The organism is Ectopseudomonas toyotomiensis, assembly GCF_900115695.1.
GTDB classification, from domain to species: domain Bacteria; phylum Pseudomonadota; class Gammaproteobacteria; order Pseudomonadales; family Pseudomonadaceae; genus Aquipseudomonas; species Aquipseudomonas toyotomiensis.
Genome location: NZ_FOXK01000013.1, coordinates 66,105 through 82,732, shown reverse-complemented (window position 1 = coordinate 82,732; position 16,628 = coordinate 66,105). Strand labels below are relative to the sequence as shown.

Annotated in this window: 14 protein-coding genes; 7 read left to right on the top strand and 7 right to left on the bottom strand. The window is 64.3% G+C overall.

Annotated features, from left to right (window positions below; all coding sequences use genetic code 11):
- Positions 1–7: 7 nt before the first annotated feature.
- Complete coding sequence (locus BM186_RS22875; protein WP_074918605.1) at positions 8–877, bottom strand: helix-turn-helix domain-containing protein; 870 nt, start codon at positions 875–877, stop codon at positions 8–10.
- Positions 878–1,012: 135 nt separating this feature from the next.
- Here BM186_RS22875 and pobA point away from each other — a divergent pair, with 135 nt between their 5' ends.
- From pobA to BM186_RS22840, 7 genes are all read left to right on the top strand, one after another.
- A complete protein-coding gene (gene pobA / locus BM186_RS22870; RefSeq protein WP_074918603.1) occupies positions 1,013–2,197 on the top strand; it encodes a 4-hydroxybenzoate 3-monooxygenase in 1,185 nt (394 codons plus the stop codon).
- Between the two features lie 258 nt (positions 2,198–2,455).
- Complete coding sequence (locus BM186_RS22865) at positions 2,456–3,508, top strand: TRAP transporter substrate-binding protein (RefSeq protein WP_074918601.1); 1,053 nt, start codon at positions 2,456–2,458, stop codon at positions 3,506–3,508.
- 58 nt (positions 3,509–3,566) lie between these two features.
- Positions 3,567–4,097, top strand: a complete 531-nt coding sequence (locus tag BM186_RS22860; RefSeq protein WP_241519886.1) for a TRAP transporter small permease — start codon at positions 3,567–3,569, stop codon at positions 4,095–4,097.
- Complete coding sequence (locus BM186_RS22855) at positions 4,094–5,416, top strand: TRAP transporter large permease (RefSeq protein ID WP_074918599.1); 1,323 nt, start codon at positions 4,094–4,096, stop codon at positions 5,414–5,416. Before BM186_RS22860 ends, BM186_RS22855 begins: the two co-directional genes overlap by 4 nt.
- A gap of 125 nt (positions 5,417–5,541) precedes the next feature.
- A complete protein-coding gene (locus BM186_RS22850) occupies positions 5,542–6,801 on the top strand; it encodes an OprD family porin (protein ID WP_074918597.1) in 1,260 nt (419 codons plus the stop codon).
- Between the two features lie 107 nt (positions 6,802–6,908).
- Positions 6,909–8,843 (top strand): methyl-accepting chemotaxis protein, encoded by a 1,935-nt coding sequence (locus tag BM186_RS22845; protein ID WP_074918596.1) that lies wholly within the window; start codon positions 6,909–6,911, stop codon positions 8,841–8,843.
- A gap of 238 nt (positions 8,844–9,081) precedes the next feature.
- Positions 9,082–10,776, top strand: a complete 1,695-nt coding sequence (locus tag BM186_RS22840; RefSeq protein ID WP_074918594.1) for an FAD-dependent oxidoreductase — start codon at positions 9,082–9,084, stop codon at positions 10,774–10,776.
- An 81-nt stretch (positions 10,777–10,857) separates the two neighbouring features.
- Here BM186_RS22840 and pcaC read toward each other — a convergent pair whose 3' ends face one another.
- The 6 genes from pcaC to BM186_RS22810 all read right to left on the bottom strand — a co-directional run bounded on the left by pcaC (position 10,858) and on the right by BM186_RS22810 (position 16,501).
- The gene (pcaC, locus tag BM186_RS22835) at positions 10,858–11,253 is read right to left on the bottom strand and encodes a 4-carboxymuconolactone decarboxylase (protein ID WP_017675537.1); all 396 of its coding nucleotides are present in this window, start codon (positions 11,251–11,253) and stop codon (positions 10,858–10,860) included.
- A gap of 72 nt (positions 11,254–11,325) precedes the next feature.
- A complete protein-coding gene (gene pcaD / locus BM186_RS22830; RefSeq protein WP_074918592.1) occupies positions 11,326–12,114 on the bottom strand; it encodes a 3-oxoadipate enol-lactonase in 789 nt (262 codons plus the stop codon).
- A gap of 9 nt (positions 12,115–12,123) precedes the next feature.
- A complete protein-coding gene (locus BM186_RS22825; protein WP_074918590.1) occupies positions 12,124–13,476 on the bottom strand; it encodes a 3-carboxy-cis,cis-muconate cycloisomerase in 1,353 nt (450 codons plus the stop codon).
- A gap of 189 nt (positions 13,477–13,665) precedes the next feature.
- Positions 13,666–14,871: a 3-oxoadipyl-CoA thiolase gene (gene pcaF, locus BM186_RS22820; RefSeq protein WP_074918588.1), complete on the bottom strand. Its 1,206-nt coding sequence runs from the start codon at positions 14,869–14,871 to the stop codon at positions 13,666–13,668.
- Positions 14,868–15,650, bottom strand: coding sequence for a CoA-transferase subunit beta (locus BM186_RS22815; protein ID WP_074918586.1), 783 nt, complete (start codon positions 15,648–15,650; stop codon positions 14,868–14,870). Before BM186_RS22815 ends, pcaF begins: the two co-directional genes overlap by 4 nt.
- Positions 15,650–16,501, bottom strand: a complete 852-nt coding sequence (locus BM186_RS22810; RefSeq protein ID WP_072424474.1) for a CoA transferase subunit A — start codon at positions 16,499–16,501, stop codon at positions 15,650–15,652. The genes BM186_RS22815 and BM186_RS22810 overlap by 1 nt, the downstream gene beginning before the upstream one ends.
- Positions 16,502–16,628 lie beyond the last annotated feature (127 nt).

Here is a 16,628-nt window from a genome sequence, read left to right as displayed (position 1 = left end):
TGACTGCTCAGCGGTGCAGGCGAAATGCCTTGGGCGAAAGCCCGCTGCCACGCTTGAAGAAACGGGAAAAATAGCCCGGCTCGGAAAAACCCAGACTGTCTGATACCTGGCTCACCGTCATGGTGGTGTACACCAGACAGCGCTTGGCCTCGAGCAACAGACGCTGATTGATCAGCTGCAATGCGGATTGCCCGGCCAGCCGCCGGCACAGCGCATTGAGGTGAGCGGCACTGATCCCAAGGCGCGAGGCGTAGTGTTCAATCGGTAGATGCTCGCGAAAGTGCACTTCGAGTAAATGCACAAAGGCCTGCACATGCTCACGCCCTCGGCCATCGGCGGGCTCCTGTGCCTCGCTTCGCGCCAGTTGCCGGCGCGCGATGGCAACCAGCAGGACACTGATCAGCGATTGCAACATCAGCTCCCGCGCCGGCTCCAGACGGCCGTATTCCTGGCTGATCGATTCGAACAAGGCATCCAGATAACGGCGCTGCTCGCCAACCTCATAGCACATGGGACTCTGCAAACATTGCTGGCCCAGCGGCGCGGCCAGCTGTTCCACCAGCGGCCGCGCCAGGCTCAGCACATAGCCCTGAACATCACGCGAGAAACGAAAGCCGTGCACGCACAGCGCCGGCACGACCTGCAGCGAAGCACTGCGCACCAGGCGCACATGCCCCTCCACCTCCAGCTCCGCCTCACCCGCCTGCACATAGAGCAACTGCAGCAGATCAGCGTGGCGGTGCGGTTTGATCTCCCAACCGTGCAACTGGCTGCGCTCGGGAATCGATTCGCAGTGGATAAGGTCGGGGGTCGGCCATTCGGTCGTCTCACCGTACAGCTTGAATACCGGCACCAGGGAGACTTTCGAAGCAGTCATGAGCGGGCTCTTAAAATCATCGAAAAGTCCAAGAATCCTTTTCGATATTGCCTTCTAACCGAGCATGTATCCACAAAAAATACAGACCTGAGCATGTGAATCGACATACAGCCGATCACTTACTGGAGAACAATAATGAACACTCAGGTCGCCATCATCGGCGCTGGCCCCTCCGGCCTGCTGCTCGGCCAACTGCTGCACAACGTCGGCATCGACAACGTCATCCTCGAACGCCAGAGCCCCGACTACGTGCTCGGCCGCATCCGCGCTGGCGTGCTCGAACAGGGCATGGTCGACCTGCTGCGCGAGGCTGGTGTGGCTGCGCGCATGGATCGCGAAGGCCTGCCACACGATGGTTTCCAGCTGGCCTTCGATGGCCGCTGCGAGCGCATCGACCTCAAGGGGCTGACCGGTGGCAAGAGCGTGATGGTCTACGGCCAGACCGAAGTCACTCGCGACCTGATGGAAGCACGCCAGGCCAGTGGCGCCGTCACCCTGTACAACACCAGCCAGGTGCAGTTGCACGAACTCAAGGGCGAGCGCCCTTACCTGACCTTCGAGCATGAGGGCCGTACGCAGCGCCTGGCGTGCGATTACATCGCGGGTTGCGATGGCTTCCACGGCGTATCGCGACAATCCATTCCGGCTGGGGTACTTCAGGAATTCGAGCGGGTGTATCCGTTCGGCTGGCTGGGCATCCTCGCCGACACCCCGCCGGTACATGAGGAGCTGATCTACGCCAACCACGCGCGTGGTTTCGCCCTGTGCAGCATGCGCTCGCCGACACGCACGCGTTACTACGTGCAGGTGGGCGCCGAGGAGAAGGTCGAAGACTGGTCCGACGAGCGCTTCTGGGACGAACTCAAGCGCCGCCTGCCCAGCGATATCGCCAGCCAGTTGATCACCGGGCCTTCGATCGAAAAGAGCATCGCGCCGCTACGCAGCTTCGTCGTCGAACCGATGCAGTACGGCCGCTTGTTTCTCCTCGGTGATGCCGCGCACATCGTTCCGCCGACCGGCGCCAAGGGCCTTAACCTGGCCGCCAGCGACGTCAGCACGCTGTACCGCATCCTGCTCAAGGTCTACCGCGAAGGCCGCGTGGATCTGCTCGAACACTACTCGGCGATCTGCCTGCGGCGCATCTGGAAGGCCGAGCGTTTCTCCTGGTGGATGACCTCGATGCTGCATCGTTTCCCCGACACCGATGCCTTCAGCCGGCGCATGCAGGAGACCGAACTGGACTACTTCGTCAGCTCCGAAGCAGGGCGCAAAACCATTGCCGAAAACTACGTCGGCCTGCCCTACGAGGCCATCGAATAGCGCATTTCTCAGCCGCAGGACGACGCAACTTACCCCCTCGCACGGGAGCCCCTGACCGATAATCGCCTGGCGCGCCGACGGCGCGTCCCAGCCCTACGCAATTCGTTCGTTTATCGCACACTAAGTCGTTAATCGAATTGAATAGCCCCTCGCTAACTCGCACCATGCGAGCAGCGAATCCTAGCGGCGGCAGTATTGCAGCCGAATTTGGCTGTACCTGAGTCGCCTACTAACAATGAATAAGAAAGGACATTTGCGATGCACAAGCTTTCCAAGGCTTTGCTGACGCTGCTTGCCACCAGCGTCATGACCTGGGCCAACGCCGACGAGGCCGAGGTCACCCTCAAGGTTCACCACTTCCTGCCAGCGCACTCGGTGACCCAGGCCGACTTTCTCAAGCCCTGGGCAGAGAAGATCACCGCCGAATCCAATGGTCGGATCCAGTTTCAGTTCTACCCCTCCATGCAGTTGGGCGGCACCCCGCCACAACTGATCGACCAGGCGCGTGATGGCGTTGCCGACATCGTCTGGACCCTGCCCGGCTACACCAGCGGCCGCTTCCCTCTGGCATCGGCATTCGAGATGCCGTTCATGAGCCGCTCTTCGGAAGCCAGCAGCCAGGCCATGTGGGATTTCCTCGAAGCCCACGGGCAGAAGGAGTTCGCCGACGTGCATCTGCTCGCGACTCACCTGACCGATGGCGCGCTGCTGCATACGGCGAAAAAACCGGTGCGTAGTCTGGCAGACTTCCGTGGCCTGAAACTGCGCTCGGCCAACCGCATCTCCACCAAGCTGATCTCCATGCTCGGCGCCACCCCTGTGGCCATGCCGGTACCGCAGGTGCCAGAAGCGCTGTCCAAGGGTGTGGTCGATGGCGCCGTGCTGCCCTGGGACGTGGTCCCTGCACTGAAGCTGCAGGAACTGGTCAAGTACCACACCGAAATGGCGCCGGGTCAGCCGGCGCTGATGCACACCGCGCTGGTGCTGGCAATGAACCCGGCCAAGTACGCCAGCCTGCCCGATGACCTGCGCAAGATCATCGACGACAACAGCGGCCGTGAACTCTCACGCCAGGCCGGCCATATCTGGGATACCAACGTGATCGAGACCGGGCACCAACTGGCGCAATCGCGTGGCAACGAGATCTATGTACTGCCCGCCGAAGAACAGGCCAAGTGGATGGCCATCGGCCGCAAGCTGGACAACGACTGGATCAAGGAAGTCGAGAGCAAGGGCAACGACAACGGTGCTGCGCTGCTGCAAGAAGTGCGCGACCTGATCGAAAGCTACAACGCCAAGCTGCCGCACTGATCGTTAACCCTCGTTGTGTTGGCCGGCACTTGCGGTGCCGGTCTTGCGGAGTCCTGTCATGATCGAAAACCCTGCCTTGCCCGGGCAGCCTCAACGCATGCGCCTGTTCGGCCAGTTGCTCGATGTCCTGGCACGCTGGCTTGCCCTGGCTGGTGGCCTGGTGCTGGTCGCCATCACCCTGCTGTCGGCCTACAGCATCACCATGCGCAGCCTGTTCGATGCGCCACTGCTCGGTGACGTCGAGCTGGTGCAAATGGGCTGCGGCATTGCCGTGGTGAGTTTCCTGCCGCTGTGCCAACTGCGTCGTAGCAACGTCATCGTCGACGCCTTCACCCTGCGCGCCTCGGCCACCACCCGGCGCTATCTCGACACCCTCGGCTGTCTGCTGATGGCCGCCTGTGCAGCGCTGCTGGCCTGGCGCTCGGTAATCGGCACGCTGGACACTTACCGCAACGGTGAAGAGTCGATCATCATGGGTATTCCGATGTGGTGGTCGATGACGCCCTTCGCGCCGTCTTTCGCCCTGCTGGCCGTCGTTTCCCTGTACACCGCCTGGCTCGACCAGCGTGGTGAGGGAGGCCAGCAATGAGCAGCGTCGCATTGGGCGGACTCTTTCTCGCCTTCCTCCTGGTTCTGCTGGCCATCCGTATTCCGATCGCCATCGCCATGCTGCTGACCGGTATTGGCGGCTACGTCTCGATCAGCGGCTGGGACCCATTGCTCAACTATCTGAAGACAGTGGCCTACGCCCGCTACACCGTGTACGACCTGTCGGTGATCCCGCTGTTTCTGCTGATGGGGCAGTTCGCCTCGCGTGGCGGCCTGGCTACCGGCCTGTTCCGTGCCGCAGCCGCGATGGTCGGGCACTGGCGCGGTGGCCTGGCGATCTCCTCCATTGGCTCCTGCGCAGCCTTCGGCGCGGTCTGTGGCTCATCGGTGGCAACCGCTGCGACCATGGGTCAGGTAGCCTTGCCGGAACTGCGTCGCTACAAGTACTCCAACTCGCTGGCAGTGGGTTGCCTGGCGGCCGGCGGCACCCTGGGCATTCTCATCCCACCCTCGGTGGTGCTGGTGATCTACGCCATTCTCGCCCAGCAGAACATCTCCACGCTGTTCATGGCCGCCTTCGTGCCGGGCATTCTCGCGGTCATCGGCTACATGATCGCCATTGCCATCTATGTGCGCCTGTTCCCGGACTCCGGGCCAGCGCAGGAGCGCTCGAGCTGGAAACAGCGACTGCAGGCGCAGCAGGGGGTGTGGCCGGTACTGCTGATTTTCCTGGTGGTGCTCGGGGGTATCTACGGCGGCTGGTTCACCCCGACCGAGGCCGCAGCCATCGGCACCGTGGGCACGGGCTTCTTCGCCTTCACCCTGGGCAAGATGCGTCTGGCCGAACTCAAGGAGGTGCTGCTGGGCACCGGGGTGACCACGGCCATGATTTTCATGATCCTGCTCGGCGCCGATGTGATGAACGCCTTCCTGGCCATCTCGCAATTGCCCAACTTCATCGCCGAAACCATCAGCGGCGCAGGTCTGCCGCCGTTCCTGGTGCTGGCCGGGATCCTCGTCCTGTACCTGATCCTCGGCTGCGTGATGGACACCATGTCGATGATCCTGCTGACCATCCCGATCTTCTTCCCGGTGATCATGGGGCTGGACTTCTATGGTCTGGACCAGACCGAGAAGGCCATCTGGTTCGGCATCCTGGCCTTGATGGTGGTGGAGATCGGCATGGTCACCCCGCCACTGGGCATGAACGTCTACGTGATTGCCGGCATGGCGCGCGATATCCCCATGAGTGAAGCCTTCAGAGGCATCGTGCCGTTCCTGATCTCGGACATCGTGCGCGTGGTCATCCTCGTGCTCTTCCCATCGATCACCCTGTGCCTGGTGCGCTGGCTGACCTGAGGACTCGCGATGCATTCAGACGAACACCGCTGAACCCCGAATAACTGCCACCACTCTCCCCGATGTAGAAGCCTATCCGCCACTGCGGAGGGGAGCTTTCAACCTTGAAAAAGGAAACGATAACAATGAAAAAAACTCTGTACCTCGCTCCCAGCGCAATCGCCGTTGCAGTCATGGCCTCCAGCCTCTCGGTCGGCGTTCAGGCCGCCGGTTTCGTCGAAGACGCCAAGGTCACCCTCGGCCTGCGCAACTACTACTTCAACCGTAACTACCTGAACGGCACCGACCCCGTGATCCGTGGCGAGCGCCAGGGTCAGGCCGAAGGCTGGACGCAGAACTTCATTCTCGATGCGCGCTCCGGTTTCACCGAAGGCACCGTTGGCTTTGGCCTGGACGTGCTCGGTCTGTACAGCATCAAGCTGGACGGCAATCGCGGCGCTGCCAACACCCAATTGATGCCGATCCACGACGACGGCCAGGCCGCCGACCAGTTTGGTCGTACTGCCGTTGCGGCCAAGGCCAAGCTCTCCAAGACCGAACTGAAAGTCGGTGAGTGGTTCGCCGTGCTGCCGATCCTGCGCGCTGACGACGGCCGTTCGCTGCCGCAAACCTTCCAGGGGGCGCAGCTGACTTCCAACGAGATCGACGGCCTGACCCTGTACGGCGGCCAGTTCTGGAAGAACAGCCAGCGCAACGATGCCAGCCGTGAAGACATGTCGTTCAGTGGCGTGAAGGGCGACGACTTCAACTTCGGCGGCGGTGAGTACCGCTTCAACGGCAACAACACCATGGTCGGCGTCTGGCACGCGCGCCTGGAAGACGTCTACCAGCAGAGCTACGTGCAGCTGACCCACAGCCAACCGGTCGGTGACTGGGTACTGGGTGCCAACCTGGGCTATGTCACCGGCAAGGAAGAAGGCGCGGCCAAGGCCGGCAACCTGGACAACAAGGTCTACCAGGGTGCGCTCTCCGCCAAGACCGGCAACAACACCTTCATGGTGGCCTACCAGCGCCTGAGCGGTGACACCAAGTTCATGCGCATCGACGGCGCCAGTGGCGGCACCCTGGTCAACGACGGCTTCACCAACAGCTACGACAACCCGGAAGAGCGCTCCTGGCAGGTTCGTCACGACTACAACTTCGCCGGCCTCGGCATCCCGGGCCTGACCCTGATGAACCGCTACGTCAGCGGTTCCAACATCCACACCGGCGGCCGTACCGATGCCGAAGAGTGGGGCCGCGAGTCCGAGCTGGCCTACACCATCCAGGAAGGCTCGCTGAAGAATCTGAGCATCCGCTGGCGTAACTCCGATGTGCGCCGTGACGTGGGCCAGGATCTGCACGAGAACCGCCTGATCATCAACTACCCGCTGTCGATTCTGTAAGCATCACGCGACATCGCTGCACAAGTGACTCCTAGTGTTACGGCACGTTCAGCCCGTCCTCGTGACGGGCTTTTTTTTGATGTGCAACTGTTCGAGGAAGTACCCCCATGCGCTGGATTATCGAACGTAGCGCCGACCTCAAGGTCGGGCACAAACTCCTGCTGGGCTTCTCACTGGTCATGCTGCTGACCCTGGCAGTAGCCCTGGGTGGCTGGCGCACCGCCAGCGAGATTCTCGGGCATGCCGCTCAGTCGCTCCAGGTGGCGGACCTCAAGCAACAGATCCTGCAACTGCGCTTGCAGGAGAAGGATTATCTGCTGGCGCCGCTGGCTGGCCATGAAGCAGCCATCGCCGAGCAACATGCGCGCATCGCCGCACAGCTGGCTGACTTGCCCACCGACGCCGAGCAACTCCAGCTGTTGCTGCACGGCAACGACGCCTATCTGCAGCAATTCACCCAACTGCGCGCGACGCAATCTCAGGCAAGCACGGCGCAAACCGGCATGGCGATACGCGCCGACGAAGCGCTGATCCAGTTCGAAATGGTCACCCAGGACCTGTTCAACCTGATTCGCGATCGATTGTTCGATGGCGAAACGGGCACGCAGAGCAGCGTCGACCAGGCCGAGGCGGCGGCGCGCCTGAGCCACACGCTGCTGCAGCTGCGCCTGGCGGAAAGCCAGTTCATCCGCAGCGGCGACAGCGCCGATATCGATCTCTGGCAAATGCGCTTCGCCAGCATGACCGAAGCGGCGCAGCAACTGCGCGCACAACTCGCGGCCCTGCAGCAGGCCTCCCTGGACGAGGCCCTGCGCGCACTCGACAGCTATCGCGAATCCTTCGAGCACTATCGCCACAGCCACGAGGCCGAACAGCGCAGTCGCAGCCAACTGGCCGATCTGGCGCAAGTCATGCTGCAACATGGCAACGACCTGCAGCAGCACCAGCAACGCACCATGCAAGCGGGCAACCGCACCTCCCTGCAAACCCTTGCCCTGCTCACGACTGCAGCGCTGCTACTGGCTCTGCTCGCCAGTTGGCTGATTCGCCGCCTGATCGTCGGGCCGCTGCAACACTGCCTGCTACTGGCCCAGCAGGTCGCGTCCGGCAATCTCAGTGGCAGTCACATCGCCGTGCGCCGTGATGAGGTCGGCCAGCTTCTGGGCGCCCTGCAAACCATGCGCGACCACCTGCGCGAACTGATCGAGCAGATCGGTGGCAGCGCGACACAGATTGCCGCTGCGGCAGAGCAACTCTCGGCAGTCAGCGAACAGACCCGCGCGGGGGTGCGCGAGCAGAGCGAAGAGTCCAGCCAGACGGCCTGCGCCATGCAACAGATGGTCACCAGCGTGCAGCAGGTCGCCGGTGATGCCGAGCAGGCATCGCAGGCCGCGCAACAGGCAGAATTGCAGGCCCGTGATGGCGACCGCCAGGTGCACCAGGTAGTCGAGCAGATCGAGCGCCTGGCCAGCGAGGTGGCGCATACCGGGCAGACCGTTGGCCTGGTGCAGGGCGAGAGCCAACGCATCGGCACTGTGCTGGATGTGATCAAGGCTGTCGCCGAGCAGACCAACCTGCTCGCGCTCAACGCCGCCATCGAAGCCGCACGCGCCGGTGAACAAGGCCGCGGTTTCGCTGTTGTCGCCGATGAAGTGCGCGCGCTGGCGCGCCGTACTCAGGACTCCGCCCGCGAGATCGAGGCGCTGATCAGCAGCCTGCAAAGCCGCGTACAGACCGCCGTCGCCCAGACCCAGGCCAGCCAGACGCTGAGCCAGGACGCCATGAGCAGCGTCAAGCTGGCCGGGCAGAGCCTGACGCGCATCAACCAGGCGGTCACTCTGATCGAACAGATGAACCAGCAGATCGCCAGTGCGGCCGAACAGCAGAGTGCGGTGGCCCTGGAGATCAACCGCAGCCTGGACAACGTACGCGGCATCGGCGAGCAAAGCGCCAGCGCCACCGAGCAGACCGCGCTATCGAGCGCCGAGCTGGCCAGGCTGGGCGGTGAATTGCAGCTGCGCATCGGCCGCTTTCGTACCTGAGGCCGAGGAACCGGCCTTTACGGCCGTAGGGTGGACAACGCGCAGCTTGTCCACCATCGCTGCTCGTAAGCGAAGCAATCGCTACCCTTTCTCGGATTGAATCCGCACTACCCCGACAATAATTGACCGCTAACCGCACGACTTCCCCGGCGAATCATCCGACAGTGCTTGGCGCCTCGGCAGCCCCAACATAAAATCCGGAACCAAGTTCCAATAAATAAAAATGTGGAGATCTGCCATGGCCAACGCCCCACTCGACTGCGACCTGCTGGTGGTCGGCTCCGGCGCGGCCGGTCTGGCCGCTGCAGTCAGCGCTGCGCACCTGGGCAAACGGGTGATTCTGGTGGAGAAGGACGCCGTGCTGGGTGGTGCCACCGCCTGGTCCGGCGGCTGGCTGTGGGCGCCGCGCAACCCCCTGGCCCAGCGCGCTGGCATCGTCGAGGATATCGAGCAGCCGCGCACTTACCTGCGTAACGAACTCGGCGAGCATTACCGTCCCGAACTGGTGGACGCCTTTCTGCAGCACTGCCCCGATATGGTGGCGTTTTTCGAGCAGCACACTGCCCTGCAGTTCGTCGACGGCAACGGCATCCCCGACATGCACGGCGACACGCCCGGCGCTGCCAGCGGCGGCCATCAGGTCATCGCCGCGCCCTACGATGGCCGCGAAGTGCTCGACCTGCTGCCACATCTGCGCAAGACCATGCGCGAGACGTCCTTTATGGGCATGCCGATCATGGCTGGCGCCGATCTCGCCGCCTTCCTCAACATGACGCGTTCGCCCAGGGCTCTGCTGTATGTCATCCGCCGTTTTACCACCCATCTGTATCACCTGGCCCGCTACGGACGGGCCATGCACCTGGTCAACGGCGTGGCGCTGGTCGCCCGCCTGGCGCGCTCGGCGCAGGACCTGGGTGTGCAGATGATGGTGTCCACGCCCGCGCAGCGCCTGATCATCGAAGACGGCAACATATGCGGTGCCGTGGTGCTGCACGCTGGTGAAGAAACTACTATCCGGGCCAAAGCGGTGGTGCTGGCTGCCGGCGGTTTTCCCAACGATCCTGAGCGGCGTAAGGCAATATTCCCGCGCGATGCCAGCGGCCATGACAACCTCGCCCTGCCGCCAGCCAGTTGCTCCGGCGACGGCCTGCGCCTGGGCGAATCAGCGGGTGGCTATGTGGCCGACGACCTACGCTCGCCAGTGGCCTGGGCGCCGGTATCGAAGGTGCCCTACGCCGATGGCAGCGTCGGCCACTTTCCGCACATCATCGACCGCGGCAAGCCCGGCATCATCGGCGTGCTGCAAAACGGCAAGCGTTTCGTCAACGAGGCAGGCGGTTACTACGATTATGTCGACGCCATGCTCAAGGCCATTCCCGAGGATCAGCAAGCCTGCTCCTGGCTGATCTGCGACCACCGCTTTCAGCGCCGCTACGGCCTTGGCTTCGCTCGCCCGGCGCCAGTGCCGCTGTGGCCACATATCCGCAACGGCTACCTCAAGCGCGGCCACAGCCTCGAAGCACTGGCGCAGGCCTGCGGCATCGACCCGTTCGGGCTCGTGGCCACCGTCGACGAGTTCAACCAGCATGCGCGCCGTGGCGAAGACCCACTGTTCGGCCGTGGCAGCACCGCGTTCAACCGTCGCAGTGGCGATGCCCAGCACAACGGTCCGAACCCCTGCGTAGCCCCTATCGAGCATGGCCCCTTCTATGCCGTGAAAGTACAACCGGGCTGCTTCGGCACCTTTGCCGGGCTACGCACCGATGGCCATGCGCGCGTACTTGATGGTGTCGGCCAGCCTATCCCCGGCCTGTATGCCGCCGGTACGGACATGGCCAGCCCACTGGGCGGGCACTACCCCTCGGGTGGCATCAACATTGGTCCGGCGCTGACCTTTGGCTATATCGCTGGACGTCACGCGGCTGCGGTCTGATATGGGCCAGCCATGGATGGCAGGCATAAAAAAGCGCCGCCCGGATGCGTGGTCCGGGCAGCGCTGTATCGCTCGTACGAATCAGTCTTCCAGCGATTCCACGCCCAATTCGTCCCAGACCTCCTCGGCCAGGTGGAAGGTGGCGTTGGCCGCCGGGATACCGCAGTAGATCGCGCTCTGCATGAGCACTTCCTTGATCTCGTCGCGGGTCACACCATTGTTCTTCGCCGCGCGCAGGTGCAGGCGCAGCTCACCCTCACGGTTCATACCGATCAGCATGGCGATGGTGATCAGGCTGCGGGTATGACGCGGCAGGCCGGGACGCGTCCAGATATCGCCCCAGGCGTGACGGGTGATCATCTCCTGGAACTCACTGTTGAACGGCGTGAGTTTCTCCAGGCTGCGGTCGACATGGGCGTCGCCCAGCACCGCGCGGCGCACCTGCATGCCGGCTTCGTAGCGTTGTTTTTCGTCCATTGCATCACTCCGGTTAAGCACCGGTGCGCACAGCGCACCCTACCGTAAGGTGCGCCGTGCGCACCGATGGTTTCATTGGTTCAGGAAATCCAGCAGCGCCTGGGTAAAGGCCACGCCGGCCTCGACGTTGGACAGGTGCGCGGCGTGGAACTCCACCAGCTTCGCGCCCTCGATGCGCTGCTGCATGAAGCGGCCGTGCTCGACAGTGGTCACCGGATCGAGGCTGCCGCAGACGATCAGCGTTGGCGACTGGATATCTGCAAGCTGCTCGCGAAAATCGGCATCGCGCACCGCTGCACAGTTGGCGGCGTAACCTTCGGGCGAAGTCTGCGCCAGCATGCCGACGATGGGCTCGACCTGCTGCGGCTGCGCGGCGGCGAAACCGGCGGTGAACCAGCGAGAGATCGAGGCATCGCGCAGGTCACGCATGGCCTGCGCGCCGCCAGCCAGCACGGTTTCAATACGCGGGTTCCACACCTCCGGCGCGCCGATCTTGGCGGCGGTATTGCACAGCACCAGGCGTGCGATGCGCTCGGGCGCGTTGAGCGCCAGCCACTGGCCGATCAGCCCGCCCATGGACAGCCCACAGAAATGCGCCTTGGCGATATCCAGCGCATCGAGCAGAGCCAGCACGTCGCGGCCCAGTTGCTCGATGCTGTAGGGCCCTTCAGTCACCAGCGACTGGCCATGGCCGCGGGTGTCGTAGCGCAGCACCTGGAAATGACGGGTCAGCGCTGGCATCTGCACGTCCCACATATGCAGGTCGGTGCCGAGGGAGTTGGACAGCACCAGCACCGGCGCGCCGGCCGGGCCTTCGAGCAGGTAGTTGAGGTCGCCATCGGCGAGACGTACGGCAGGCATGGATAACTCCTAACGCGAAAATTGCGTGTGTTCGGCGACGGCCCGCTGCACCCAGCGGCGGGCCTGTCCCAGGTAATGGGCCGGATCGAGCAGGCGCTCAAGCTCGGCGGCGGACAGCTCTGCGCTGACCTCGGCATTGGCGCCGAGCACCGCGCGCAGGTGCACACCCTGCTGCACCGCCTGGCGGCAACAGTGCTCGACCAGATGATGGGCGGCGTCGCGACCGATGCGCTGGGCCAGGGCGATGCTCACCGCCTCGGCCAACACCAGGCCCTGGGTCAGTTCGAGGTTGGTGCGCATGCGCGCCGCGTCCACTTCCAGCCCCGGCACCGCCAGCAGCGCCTGCTGCAGCGCACCGGAGACCAGGCAGCACAGCTCCGGCAGGGTTTCCCACTCGGCGTGCCACAGGCCGAGGCTGCGCTCGTGCTCCTGCGGCATGGCGGCCAGCATCGTCGCCACCAGGCCCGGCGCGCGAGTAGCGGCGCCGATCAGCACCGCGGCACCCACCGGGTTGCGCTTGTGCGGCATGGTCGACGAGCCGCCTTTGCCCGGCGCGGAAGGCTCGAACACCTCGCCGGCTTCGGTCTGCATCAGCAGGCTGAGGTCGCGGCCGAGTTTGCCCAGGCTGCCGGCGATCAGCCCGAGCAGGCTGGCGAATTCCACCAGGCGGTCGCGCTGGGTGTGCCAGGGCTGCTCGGGCAGGGTCAGCTGCAACTCGGCGGCCAGCGCCTCGGCCACCGGCCAGGCTTGCTCGCCGAGCGCCGCCAGGCTACCCGAGGCGCCGCCGAACTGCAGGCACAGCAGGCGCGGCTTGAGCTCGGCGAGGCGCTGACGATGACGGGTGATGGCGCCGAGCACGCCGGCCAGCTTCATGCCCAGGGTCACCGGGGTGGCCTGCTGCAGCCAGGTGCGTCCGGCCAGCGGCGTGTCGGCATGCCGCTCGGCCTGCGCCGCCAGGGCATCGGCCAGGGTGGCGAGATCGCTTTCGATCAGGTCGATAGCGGCGCGCAGCTGCAGCACCAGGCCGCTGTCCATGGCGTCCTGGCTGGTGGCGCCGAGATGCACGTAGCGCTCGGCCTCGGCATCGCTGGCGGCGATACGTTTGCCGAGGGCCTTGATCAGCGGAATCGCCGAGTTGCCGGCGGTGGCGATGGCCTGGGCCAGCGCCGGGTAATCGTAGAGCTCAGCTTTACAGGCGGCCTCGATGGGCGCCACGGCCTCGGCGGGGATCAGCTCCGCATGTGCCTCGGCCCGCGCCAGCGCGGCCTCGAAGTCGAGCATGCCCTGCACCCGGCCGGCGTCGCAGAAAATCGCGCGCATGGCCGGGGCGGTGAAATAGGCATCGAAAAGTTGGTTGCTCACGAGCGAAACGCTCCTGGAAGAAATATACGGCTAAGTGTGGCATCAACCGGCGGTGGTAAGCACAGCGCGTAGGATGGGCTTCAGCCCACCATTATGGTCATAGTGGATTGAAGCGAATCACCATCCCTTCACGCACTGTGGACAGTGGGCTAAAACGGATCGCCGCCCGACCCACCCTACAGATGTCATTCACACCCGCTCAATCGCCAGCGCCAAACCCTGCCCAACGCCCACGCACATGGTCGCCAGACCAAGCTTGCCGCCGGTCTTCTCCAGGTGATGCACGGCGGTCAGTACCAGGCGATTGCCGCTCATGCCCAGCGGGTGGCCGAGGGCGATGGCGCCGCCGTTCGGGTTGACCTTGACGCTGTCGTCCGGCAAACCGAGGTCGCGGGTCACGGCCAGGCCTTGAGCGGCGAAGGCTTCGTTCAGCTCGATCACGTCGAACTGCTCGATGTTCAGGTTCAGCCGCGCCAGCAGCTTGCGCACCGCCGGCACCGGGCCGACGCCCATGATGCGTGGCGCCACGCCGCCGCTGGCCATGCCCAGCACCTTGGCGCGCGGCTTGAGGCCGTACTTCTGAACGGCTTCGGCAGAGGCCAGGATCATCGCCGAGGCGCCGTCATTGAGGCCCGAGGCGTTGCCGGCGGTGACGGTCTTGCCTTCGCCATTGACCGGTTTGAGCTTGGCCAGGCCTTCGGCGGTGGTATCGGCACGCGGGTGCTCGTCACGGTCGACGACGATCTCGCCCTTCTTGGTCTTGATCACTACCGGGACGATTTCCTCGGCGTAGTAACCGCTCTCCTGAGCCGCCGCCGCACGCTGCTGGCTGCGCAGGCCGAAGGCATCCTGATCGGCGCGGCTGACGCCGTAGTCCTCGGCGACGTTGTCACCGGTGACCGGCATCGGGTCGACGCCGTATTGCTCTTTCATCAGGGGGTTGACGAAGCGCCAGCCCAGGGTGGTGTCTTCCAGCTTCTGGCCACGGCCAAAGGCGCTGTCGGCCTTGCCCATCACGTAGGGTGCGCGGGTCATGGACTCGACGCCAGCGGCGATGGCCAGCTCCATTTCGCCCGTGGCGATGGCGCGGAAGGCAGCGCCCACCGCTTCCATGCCCGAAGCGCAGAGGCGATTGAGGGTCACGCCCGGCACCGTTTCCGGCAGGCCGGCGAGCAGCAACGCCATGCGTGCGACGTTGCGGTTGTCCTCGCCGGACTGGTTGGCGCAGCCCATGAACACTTCGTCCACGGCGCTCCAGTCGACCTGCGGGTTACGCTCGATCAGCGCCTTGAGCGGAATCGCCGCCAGGTCATCGGCGCGCACTGCGGACAACGCGCCGTTGAGGCGGCCAATCGGCGTGCGCACCGCATCGCAGATGAATACGTCGCGGCTCATTCTTCACCTCCGGCCTGGCCGTGGGCGGCGGCGGTGCGCGCTTCCAGATCACGCAGGGCAGCCAGTTCCGCGGCGGTCGGCGCCTCGGTGGTGTTCACGTTGTCGGCGAAGCGGATCTGCCAGCCGGTGTTCTCGATCACCTGCTCGCGAGTCACGCCCGGATGCAGCGAAGTGACGATGAATTCGTTACTGCCGGCTTCCGGCTCCATGATGCACAGGTCGGTGATGATCGCCACCGGGCCGTCGCCCGGCAGGCCCAGACGCTTGCGGTGATCGCCGCCCTCGCCGTGGCCGACCGAGGTGATAAAGGCCAGCTTGTCGACGAAGGTGCGGTGGCCCTGCTTGAGGATGATCAGCACCTTCTTCGCGCTGCCGGCAATTTCCGGGGCGCCACCGGCGCCCGGCAGGCGCACTTTCGGCGCGTGGTAGTCGCCGATCACGGTGGTGTTGATGTTGCCGTACTTGTCGACCTGGGCCGCGCCGAGGAAGCCGACGTCGATGCGCCCGCCCTGCAACCAGTAGCGGAAGATTTCGCCGGTCGGCACCACGGTGTCGGCGGTTTCGGCCAGCTCGCCGTCACCGATGGACAGCGGCAACACGCTCGGCTTGGCGCCGATGGGGCCGGACTCATAGATAAGTACCACTTCCGGTGCGTGGGTCAGGCGCGCCAGGTTGGCGGCCTTGGACGGCAGGCCGATGCCGACGAAGCACACGCTGCCATTGCCGAGGCGGCGCGCGGCAGCCACGGTCATCATTTCATTGGTGTTGAACGCGCTCATCACTTGGCCTCCCCATTCACTTTCGCCTGGTACTGCGCAAAATCCTCGGTGCCGCGGATGTACTCATCGATCCAGGCGGTGAAGGTGTCGCGGCCACGGGCAATCGGGTCCCAGGCCTGGTAGAAGCGGTTGTCGCGCTCGTAGTAGCCATGGGCGTAAGACGGATGGGCACCGCCGGGCACCACGCAGACCGCACTGATGGCCCAGGTCGGCAACACGCAGGCGTTCATCGGCGCCTGCAGGTCGTCGACGATTTCTTCGACGGTGACGATGCAACGCTTGGCGGCCAGGGCGGCTTCTTTCTGCACCCCCAGGATGCCCTGGATCAGCACGTTGCCCTTGCGGTCGGCCTTTTGCGCGTGGATCACGGTGACGTCCGGGCGCACGCTGGGGATCGCGGCCAGCTTCTCGCCAGTGAACGGGCATTCGATGAACTTGATCTCCGGGTTGACCTTGACCAGGTCGGAGCCCTGGTAACCGCGCAGCACGGCGAACGGCAGGTTGGAGGCACCAGCGACGTAGGCGTTGGCCATGGCGGCGTGGCTGTGCTCGCTGATTTCCAGCTTGTGCGGCCAGTGCTTCTCGACCGCGTCGCGCAGGCGGTGCAGCGAACCGACGCCGGGGTTGCCGCCCCAGGAGAAGGTCAGCTTGCGCGCACAACCGGCGCCGATCAACAGGTCGTAGACCAAGTCCGGGGTCATGCGCACCAGGTGCAGGTCTTTCTTGCCCTGGCGGATCAGCTCATGAGCGGCAGCAGTGGGAATCAGGTGGGTGAAGCCTTCGAGGGCGACGCAATCGCCGTCCTGGACATGGCGCGAAATGGCGTCGCGCAGCGTGATGATGTCGGCCATCGTATTGTTCTCGTCAGGTTGCAGGCGCCACCGAAGCGAGCGCGGTGGATACCTGCCACATTAAAAACTGACCCTGAAGAGAACAATCCGATAATCGCCATATAGGGCGATTATCGAACACCTTCGA

Excerpts from the sequence above, each read along its gene's own strand:
- BM186_RS22815 (WP_074918586.1), bottom strand. The coding sequence starts at position 15,650 with ATGAGCGCGTTCAACACCAATGAAATGATGACCGTGGCTGCCGCGCGC.
- pcaC (WP_017675537.1), bottom strand. The coding sequence starts at position 11,253 with ATGGACGAAAAACAACGCTACGAAGCCGGCATGCAGGTGCGCCGCGCG.
- BM186_RS22865 (WP_074918601.1), top strand. The coding sequence starts at position 2,456 with ATGCACAAGCTTTCCAAGGCTTTGCTGACGCTGCTTGCCACCAGCGTC.
- BM186_RS22850 (WP_074918597.1), top strand. The coding sequence starts at position 5,542 with ATGAAAAAAACTCTGTACCTCGCTCCCAGCGCAATCGCCGTTGCAGTC.
- pcaF (WP_074918588.1), bottom strand. The coding sequence starts at position 14,871 with ATGAGCCGCGACGTATTCATCTGCGATGCGGTGCGCACGCCGATTGGC.
- BM186_RS22845 (WP_074918596.1), top strand. The coding sequence starts at position 6,909 with ATGCGCTGGATTATCGAACGTAGCGCCGACCTCAAGGTCGGGCACAAA.
- BM186_RS22875 (WP_074918605.1), bottom strand. The coding sequence starts at position 877 with ATGACTGCTTCGAAAGTCTCCCTGGTGCCGGTATTCAAGCTGTACGGT.
- BM186_RS22855 (WP_074918599.1), top strand. The coding sequence starts at position 4,094 with ATGAGCAGCGTCGCATTGGGCGGACTCTTTCTCGCCTTCCTCCTGGTT.
- BM186_RS22840 (WP_074918594.1), top strand. The coding sequence starts at position 9,082 with ATGGCCAACGCCCCACTCGACTGCGACCTGCTGGTGGTCGGCTCCGGC.
- pcaD (WP_074918592.1), bottom strand. The coding sequence starts at position 12,114 with ATGCCTGCCGTACGTCTCGCCGATGGCGACCTCAACTACCTGCTCGAA.
- BM186_RS22860 (WP_241519886.1), top strand. The coding sequence starts at position 3,567 with ATGATCGAAAACCCTGCCTTGCCCGGGCAGCCTCAACGCATGCGCCTG.
- pobA (WP_074918603.1), top strand. The coding sequence starts at position 1,013 with ATGAACACTCAGGTCGCCATCATCGGCGCTGGCCCCTCCGGCCTGCTG.
- BM186_RS22810 (WP_072424474.1), bottom strand. The coding sequence starts at position 16,501 with ATGGCCGACATCATCACGCTGCGCGACGCCATTTCGCGCCATGTCCAG.